This window comes from Chitinophaga sp. (assembly GCF_035761305.1).
Taxonomy (GTDB): Bacteria; Bacteroidota; Bacteroidia; order Chitinophagales; family Chitinophagaceae; genus Chitinophaga.
Map to the genome: position 1 here is coordinate 20611 of NZ_DASTRI010000084.1, position 8326 is coordinate 28936.

The 8326-nt window shown below is 50.5% G+C and carries 7 protein-coding genes; all 7 read right to left on the bottom strand.

Features of this window, described 5'->3' with window-relative positions; genetic code table 11:
- The 7 genes from VFS25_RS07465 to VFS25_RS07495 all read right to left on the bottom strand — a co-directional run bounded on the left by VFS25_RS07465 (position 1) and on the right by VFS25_RS07495 (position 7778).
- Positions 1 to 1683, bottom strand: coding sequence for an ArnT family glycosyltransferase (locus VFS25_RS07465; RefSeq protein WP_326461500.1), 1683 nt, complete (start codon positions 1681 to 1683; stop codon positions 1 to 3).
- A 43-nt stretch (positions 1684 to 1726) separates the two neighbouring features.
- Positions 1727 to 2830: an N-acetylglucosamine-6-phosphate deacetylase gene (nagA, locus tag VFS25_RS07470; protein ID WP_326461501.1), complete on the bottom strand. Its 1104-nt coding sequence runs from the start codon at positions 2828 to 2830 to the stop codon at positions 1727 to 1729.
- Positions 2831 to 2840: 10 nt separating this feature from the next.
- Entirely contained in the window at positions 2841 to 3230 is a 390-nt protein-coding gene (locus VFS25_RS07475) for a VOC family protein (RefSeq protein ID WP_326461502.1), read from the bottom strand.
- A 51-nt stretch (positions 3231 to 3281) separates the two neighbouring features.
- Positions 3282 to 4076 (bottom strand): amidohydrolase, encoded by a 795-nt coding sequence (locus VFS25_RS07480; protein ID WP_326461503.1) that lies wholly within the window; start codon positions 4074 to 4076, stop codon positions 3282 to 3284.
- A 240-nt stretch (positions 4077 to 4316) separates the two neighbouring features.
- Positions 4317 to 4778, bottom strand: coding sequence for a regulatory protein RecX (locus tag VFS25_RS07485; RefSeq protein WP_326461504.1), 462 nt, complete (start codon positions 4776 to 4778; stop codon positions 4317 to 4319).
- Positions 4779 to 4856: 78 nt separating this feature from the next.
- Positions 4857 to 7196 (bottom strand): ATP-dependent helicase, encoded by a 2340-nt coding sequence (locus tag VFS25_RS07490; RefSeq protein ID WP_326461505.1) that lies wholly within the window; start codon positions 7194 to 7196, stop codon positions 4857 to 4859.
- An 81-nt stretch (positions 7197 to 7277) separates the two neighbouring features.
- Positions 7278 to 7778, bottom strand: a complete 501-nt coding sequence (locus tag VFS25_RS07495) for an RNA polymerase sigma factor (RefSeq protein ID WP_326461506.1) — start codon at positions 7776 to 7778, stop codon at positions 7278 to 7280.
- Positions 7779 to 8326 lie beyond the last annotated feature (548 nt).

Sequence of the window (8326 nt, forward strand, 5' to 3'; positions counted from 1 at the left end):
TTATTTTTTTACCACCACCTGTATGGTTTCACTATTATGCGTAGGGGGCAGTATGCCTGCAAATACGCAGAACTTCAGCTGGTAAGTGCCCGGCTGCTCCGGCATTGCCACATCTATATGAATAATACGGCGCTTAATGGCTTTAAACAGGCTCATAGATGTTTTTACTGCCGGCAGGCCCTCCCGGTCGTGGGTAAAGGCATAGCCCAGCAAAGCCTCCTGGGCCGTATCGTGCGGCAAGGGCTGGTTATAACCGCTGCGCACTTTTAAAACAAAGGTCATATGCTCGCCGGGGCGTACCTGCACCTTTTTTATAACAGGTATGAGCCGGCTGAGAGAGTATGAATAGTATTGCGGTATATCGTAGTATTCCCAGGTGCCCTTTACTGTTTTAATGCTATCTGTTACCGGAAGGTCGGTACGGGGCTGAAAGGCCAGCATTACCGGTTTGCCCCACATTTGCGTTTCGGTGTCCCAGTAATTGTACTGGCTGCGCCGTGCATAACGGCTGTTAACACTGTAAGCCACCGCACCCGGTATATAAAACATGTATTTGGATGGCAGCTGGTAGCTGTTCAGGAACACTACCGGCCGGTTGCCGGCCCTGGCATGCAGGGCCCGGGCCCACTCCCGGTTATGATGTATTTCCGGCCGTATGGCTACGCCGGGTAAAAAGTCCCACGCCATATACACCCGCACCACCAGCACAACAGCCAGCGTTACATAGGCCAGCACCCGCAGCAGCTTCCATGATCCCCTGCGGCGTATAATGGCCTGGTGCGCCAGTATTACCGCCGGTACAAATACCATCACCGTCCAGTTAGCCTCTACGCGCCCTTTGTAGGTGCTGAGCAGGAAAAAAGCCAGCACGCCTATAAGCGTTACTTTCAGCGTGCGCTCAAAGCTGCTTTGTATAGGGCATACAAAAGCATAATACAGCAGCAGCCAGCCGGCTACGGGACCAAATAACAGCAATTGGCCAAGCAGGTACTCGGTTGTATAGCTTATATGGTAAACCGCGGCATTCCGCTCTACCAAATGGTATTGCAGTGAGGGAAAGCCATGGGCTACCTGCCAGTAAATATGCGGCAGAAATAAAGCAGTGGTAATAATACAGGCCACATAAAACTTGAATACCCGCAGCAGGTTAGGGTTAGATACTACGGTAAACAGCACCAGCAGTATGCCATGGTATTTGCTGTAAAACAGCAGGGCCATGCTAATGCCCAGCAGCAGCGTGTTACGCCAGGTTTGCTGTTCCAGGAACAGGCGGTATATCCAAAAGTATAAAGCGGCAAAAAATATGAGCGGTACATCGGGCACGGCCAGCATGCCGCCTATTTGCATGGCGCCCATGGCGCACAATACCATATAGAACAGGCGGTTATGTTTTTGGGGTATCAGGTGCCAGGTGATCCAGAGGGTGCACACATTCAGCACCACCATAAAAAGCCGTACGCCAAACTCGTTGTGGAACAGCGCATACCCCATTTTAATGAGCAGCGCTATCATGGGAGGATGATCAAAGTAGCCCCAGTCCAGGTGGCGGGAGTATACCCAGTAATAGGCTTCATCATCCATTAGCTGTGTTACTCCTGCCTGCACTAATGCCAGCACTAGCCAGCCCAGTAAAAAACTATTCCTGTAATGATCTTTGGTAAAAAAACGCATTAGTGCTGCCATATCTTCCTGAGCAGATTAAGAAATTGTTAAGCGCGAAGATACTTCAATCCGTTATCATACGCACTACCTGCAGCTGCTCATTGAATGCCACCATACTGGCACAGTAGCCGGCGGCAATGCGGCCCAGCTCATTTTCCTTTCCTGCCAGGGCGGCGGGGTAAGCGGCGGCCATACGCAGCGCCTCTTCCAGCGGTATACCTACCTTTTCAACGCAGTTCTTTACGGCCTGCATCATGGTAAGGCACGAGCCGGCCAGCGTACCCTGCGCGTTCACATACCGGTCTTTATCAAAAATATAAATGTAGTCGCCGCTGCGGGCTTCCGCCACGGCATCGGTGATCAGGAACAGGCGGGGGCCCATAATTTTTTTACTGATACGGATGGATGCAAAATCCACATGAATACCATCTGCTACCACGCTGGCGCATACACGGTCATGATCATAAATAGCGCCCACCATACCCGGCGCCCGGCTTTGCAGGGCCGACATGGCATTGAACAGGTGCGTGGCCGTGGGTATGCCCCGTTCAAATGCCGCATAGGCCTGGTCATAGGCGGCGTTACTGTGCCCGGCCGACACCAGCACCCCCGCATCCTGCAGCTGCTTTACCAGCGCGGGATCACAGCGCTCCGGCGCCAGCGTCATCATCTTAATCACATCCCGGCCATGGGCCAGCAGCTCGTCAATATCCTGTTGGGTAGGGGCATGAATATATTGCTCCAGGTGCGCTCCCTTTTTCACCGGGTTCATAAAAGGGCCTTCCAGGTGCAGGCCCAGCACGCCTTTGCCGCCCTGCTGCCAGTAATCTTTTACCGCCTGTATGGCGCGCAGCATTACCTTCCGGGAGCTGGTAGGTATGGTGGGCATAAAATATGCAGCCCCTCCGCCGCGGCAATATTCGTATACGCCCTGCAGTGAGGCGGCATCTAAACTAAAAGGGAACAGGTGCCCATTGCCCCCGTATATCTGCAGGTCTATAAGCGCAGGCGCCAGGGTAGCACCCTGCAGGTCAACCACCGTTGTATTGGCAGGCAGCTCCGAAGCAGGCAGTACGCCCAGTATTTGCCCGTTATCAGTAAGCACTGCATGGTTTTCCAGGAAACGGTCGCCGGTGAAGATGCGTGCATTGGTGTAAGTAACTGGCATGGCTGTAAGGTTAAATTTCGTATAGCTCTAAAGGTAGTCCGTCAGGGTCGGTAAAAAAGGTAAAGCGTTTGCCCGTATAAGGGTCTGTGCGGATGGGCTCTGCGCTTACACCGGCGGCCTGCAGCTGCTGCACCGCCTTCTCTACATCCGCCACTGTAAAAGCCAGGTGCCGCAAACCCTGTGCCTCCGGGCGGCTGGGGCGGGGCGGCGGCGCGGGAAAAGAGAACAGCTCTATTACATACTGCGTGCCAAGGGCCAGGTCCAGCTTCCAGGACCGTCGCTCCTCCCGGTACACTTCGCGCACTACCTGCATGCCCAGCACCTGCGTGTAAAAGGCTTTGCTACGTTCGTAATTGGAACAGATAATGGCAATATGGTGAATACCGGATAGTAAAGACATGGATATAAGATTAATTACTACCGGGTTGCTGCCCGGCCGCATCATAAACAGCTACAGCACCTGGAACCTGTCTGCATCCTTCAGGAAAGGCAGCTTTTCGCGTACTTCCTCCAGGCGGGCGCGTTCCAGCGTACAGGTGAATATATCTTCATCATGACTTTTCTGGTAAATGATCTCTCCCAGGGGATCAATAACGCTGCTATCGCCGCTGTGGTAAATGTTGTTACCGTCGTTACCCACGCGGTTCACCCCCACCACATAAGCCTGGTTTTCTATGGCGCGGGCCTGCAGCAGCGTTTTCCAGGGGGTACTGCGCCGTTCGGGCCAGTTGGCCACATTTATAAGCACATCATAGGCCGGGGCGCCGGTTTCCGGAACAATGGCGTTGCGCGCCCATACGGGAAAACGCAGATCGTAACAAACGGTAAGGTTTATTTTCCAGCCCTTTACCTGCGCTATAAGGCGCTTATCGCCGGGCAGGTAATGCTCATGCTCGCCGGCATAGCCAAACAGGTGGCGTTTATCGTAAACACCATACACGCCGTTGGGCTGCATCCATATAAGGCGGTTCACATACCGGTCGCCATCCCTGATGATAAGGCTGCCGGTGATGATCACGTTTTTTTCTGCTGATTTTTTCTTCATCCACTGCACGGCGCTGCCATCCATGGTTTCGGCCAGCTTTTCCGACTGCATGCTAAAGCCGGTGCTGAACATTTCCGGCAGCACAATTATTTCCGTCCGCTCCGGGATAGCATTGATCTTTTCATCAAACATACGCAGGTTGTCTGCAATGTTTTCCCAGTACAGCTGCGTTTGGATGAGTGTTACTTTTAAATCCGACATACAAGCTAATTATCATTTACGAATTACAAATTACGAATGATTGAGGTGTAGCTGCTATTGCCCGAACAATACCTGTTCAATTACAAAAGATCAAAATGTTACCACTATTTAGCCAGGCATCGCTATTTCATGCCGCACATAACAGCTGTTACACTGCCCCATCCGCATTGAACAATTCGTAATTCGTGATTAACAAATGTACGTTCAATGAGCTTAAAAACTTTTTAAATTATGGGCTTTTTAGGAGGGGTCATTTACAATTTCTTCAAGCGCGGCCTGGGCCAGCGCCGGTTCAAACCCCTTTTGCACCAGGTACTGGATGGTTTTGAGCTTTTGTTTCACGGGGTGCTGCCCCTGCAGCGATGCGTATTTTTTTGCGGCCTGCTGCTGTAATACCCGCCGGTAGTCATCTTCGTCTATTTCCTGCAGCCCTTTTTTAATGCAGTAGGCCGATACCTGCCTTTGCTGCAGCTCCAGGGTAATTTTACGGCGGCCCCACTGCCTGGTACGGAACTTACCACCGGCAAAGGCTTTGGCAAAGCGCTCCTCATTCAGGAAATTATCGCCTATCAGCGCTGCAATGGCTTCGCCTATCTCCTCACCGCGCAGCCCCAGTTCCCGGCACTTATGTTCTACTTCGCTATGGCAGCGCTCCTGGTAAGCGCAGTAATGGCGGAGCTTTTGTAAAGCAGCTGTATTCATTTTTTAAAATGCTTAGCGGTTAGCCCTTAGCCGTACAAATACTAAGTGCTAACCGCTAAAAGATTTAATTATCAACAGTTATTTTTTCACAATCATTAACCGGGCATAGTTCAGCATGATCTTTTTCTCACCGCCGCCTTTGGGAAATACCACCGTTGCTATACGGTTGTTGGGCGCGCCCTCCATGCTCAGGATGGTGCCAAAGCCAAACTTCTGGTGCTCTACCTCCATACCGGCCTCCATGGTAGCCGGGTCGTCGGGGGTAAAGCCGGGAGAGGGCACATGGGTGCTGGCCGGCGCTGCCGGCTTGGGCGCCGGGCGGGCTGCAGCAGAAGATGTAGCAGCCGGGCCGGCCGGTGTTTTCTTTTGCATGCGGTCAAACATATTACCGCCGTTGTTCCACAAACCGCCGCCACTGCCAAAACCGGTACCACGCATGGCGTTGCCGCCGGCGTAGCTGCGGTCAACAAATTGTTCAGGCATTTCTTCCAGGAAGCGGCTGGGCTCATTCTGCACCAGGCTGCCAAAGCGGTAGCGGCTGTTGGCGTAGGTAAGCCACAGGCGCGATTTGGCGCGGGTAATGGCTACATAAAACAGGCGGCGCTCCTCTTCCAGCTCTTCACGGGTATTGATAGAAAGGGTGCTGGGAAACAGGTTTTCCTCCAGCCCAACGGAAAATACTACCGGAAACTCCAGACCTTTGGCGGCGTGTATGGTCATTAGCCTAACCACATCGCTGTTCTCATCATTGCCCTGGTCAGCATCCGTGAGCAAGGTGATCTGCTGCAGGTAAGCGCCCAGGCTTTTATCCAGCAGCTCCCCATCTTCCGTAGGTGTTTCTGTAAACTCTTTAATAGAGTTCAGCAGCTCCTGTATGTTCTCATACCGGGCCAGGCCTTCGGTGGTTTTATCGTTAAACAACTCTTTTACAATATTGGTGCTTTTGCCTACCTGTACGGCTACATCATAGGCATTGTGCCTGGTCATAAGGGCCTGGAAGCTGCGGATCATGGTTACAAAACCTTCCACCGCCTCCAGCGTACCGCCTTTAAAGCCAAATTCCCGGCCCCTTTCCAGCACTTCCCACAGCGTAATATTTTGCTCATTGCTGTATATCACTGCTTTTTCAATGGTGGTTTTACCAATGCCCCTTACCGGGTAGTTGATAATGCGCTTCAGGCTTTCCTCATCGCGGGTATTAATGGTAATGCGCAGGTAGGCCAGGAAGTCTTTTATTTCCTTGCGCTGGTAGAACGATATGCCGCCGTAAATGCGGTAGGGAATGGCTTTGCGGCGCAGGCTTTCTTCAAAAGAGCGGCTTTGCGCATTGGTGCGGTACAGGATGGCGAAGTCACGGTTTTCATAATGGTTGCGCAGCTTCTGCTCTGCAATAATATCCGCCACATACTTGCCTTCCTCATTATCCGTCATGGTGCGCACCAGCTTTATTTTTTCGCCTTCCATGTTGTTGGTCCACAGGGCTTTTTCTATCTGGCTTTTATTATGCGCTATTACTTCATTGGCTACGTTCAGGATGGATTTGGTGCTGCGGTAGTTCTGCTCCAGCTTCACCACATGCACATCTTCATAATCCTTTTCAAACTGCAGGATGTTCTGGATGGTGGCGCCGCGGAAAGAGTAAATGCTTTGCGCATCATCTCCCACCACGCAAATATTTTCATGCACGGCGCCCAGCAGCTTAATGATCTCGTACTGCGCAGGGTTGGTGTCCTGGTACTCGTCGATCATAATGTATTTAAACTTGTGCTGGTATTTGTGCAGCGTTTCCGGGAACTGTTTCAGCAGTATGTACATTTTAAACAGCAGGTCGTCGAAATCCATAGCGCCGTTCTTAAAGCAGCGCTTGGCGTACATGTCGTATATTTTGCCGATCATGGGGCGGTTGGCCCGCATATCTTCCTGCTGAACGTAATAATCATGCTGGTATTCTTCCGGGCCCATAAGGCTGTTTTTGGCCGCGGAAATACGGTTGTACACGAAGTTAGGCTTGTAGTGCTTATCATCCAGGTTCTGCTCGTTAATAATGGTTTTGAGCACGCTCTTGGCATCGTCCGTATCGTAAATGGTAAAATCGTTGGGATAGCCCAGGCGGTGGGCCTCTGCGCGCAGCAGCCGGGCAAATACAGAGTGGAAGGTACCAATGTAAAGGTTACGGGCTTCGCTGCCGCCCAGTATTTTTTCCACACGCTCTTTCATTTCCCGGGCGGCCTTGTTGGTAAAGGTAAGCGCCAGTATGTTAAAGGCGTCTACCCCGTTTCGCATGAGGTGTGCTATACGGGTGGTAAGCACTTTGGTTTTACCGGAGCCGGCGCCTGCTACAATCATCAGCGGCCCGTTAATATGTATTACGGCTTCCTGCTGCCGTTCATTCAGTTCGTCTAAGTAGTTTGGCTTCATCAGGGTGTAAAAATAACCAAATTCCCTATGCGGTGCAGTAGTTGTTATGGTTATTGGTATGAATAGCTGCCGGCAACGGCTTCAGTACCGCGCTATGCGCGACTTCAGCATTTTGCGCGCAAAGTGTATGCGGCTTTTCACCGTGCCAAGGGGTTCATTCAGTATCATGGCAATCTCGTAATATTTATATCCTTCAAAATACAGCAGAAAAGGTTGCTTAAAAATAACAGGCAGGTTATAAATAGCCATGTGCACATCTTTTACACGCAGGCCGGTTTCGGCGTAGTTGCTGATAGAGGGCTGCTGGTGATGCAGCAGGTATTCGCCCATGGCATTATCCAGCAGGCGGTACTGCCGGTTGCCCCGGCGGTAGTTGTTAATGAAAATATTGCGCATTATGGTATACAGCCAGGCCCGGATGTTGGTGCCGGCCAGGTACTTTTCGCGGTTAGCCAGCGCCCGGTACAGTGTTTCCTGGTAAAGGTCTTTTGCAGACTCCGAATCCTTGGTAAGTGTAATTGCGTAGGGCCTCAGGAAATCAGCATTTCCCATTAACAGGTTGTTGAATTCGGTGGTGCACATATGAGTGTTACTTTTAGGATTATACAATTACAATAATAGATTGCGCCTTGCTGTTGTAGCCATATATCCATTGCCTAACGGAATGGGGGGAACGTAATTTTGGGAATGTTTCATTAACGGTAATTTATTGCTGTTTACCTTAACAAAAGCGGGGCACAATTAAACTTGCATTCTACATAACCATATTGCCTTTGATAACCGCTCAATGATTATTTATATAATTATAATTGTTAGTACCGAACAATACCAGGTTATTCAATTTGATCCGGGTTTCCTGTTTTGTTTATGATTGGCTGGTACTATTCAAATGTTTATCTCGACACTACATACATTAAACAAATAAAAAATATTTTACTTATTTAATGCTTTACTACTGTAACTAAGTTATTGAAAAAAAAGGGGATAACCTATTTTTTTTGTGGCTATACGAAAATGAATAAAATGCATGGGGCTCCTGAAAAAGGAGCCCGTGCAGTGTTATTTCTCATGCCGGTCTACCGGCAGCCTTTCTTCCCGGTTGGCTATTTCCCATGCAGTATAAAACACCA

Excerpts from the sequence above, each read along its gene's own strand:
- VFS25_RS07490 (WP_326461505.1), bottom strand. The coding sequence starts at position 7,196 with ATGAAGCCAAACTACTTAGACGAACTGAATGAACGGCAGCAGGAAGCC.
- nagA (WP_326461501.1), bottom strand. The coding sequence starts at position 2,830 with ATGCCAGTTACTTACACCAATGCACGCATCTTCACCGGCGACCGTTTC.
- VFS25_RS07485 (WP_326461504.1), bottom strand. The coding sequence starts at position 4,778 with ATGAATACAGCTGCTTTACAAAAGCTCCGCCATTACTGCGCTTACCAG.
- VFS25_RS07495 (WP_326461506.1), bottom strand. The coding sequence starts at position 7,778 with ATGTGCACCACCGAATTCAACAACCTGTTAATGGGAAATGCTGATTTC.
- VFS25_RS07475 (WP_326461502.1), bottom strand. The coding sequence starts at position 3,230 with ATGTCTTTACTATCCGGTATTCACCATATTGCCATTATCTGTTCCAAT.
- VFS25_RS07465 (WP_326461500.1), bottom strand. The coding sequence starts at position 1,683 with ATGGCAGCACTAATGCGTTTTTTTACCAAAGATCATTACAGGAATAGT.
- VFS25_RS07480 (WP_326461503.1), bottom strand. The coding sequence starts at position 4,076 with ATGTCGGATTTAAAAGTAACACTCATCCAAACGCAGCTGTACTGGGAA.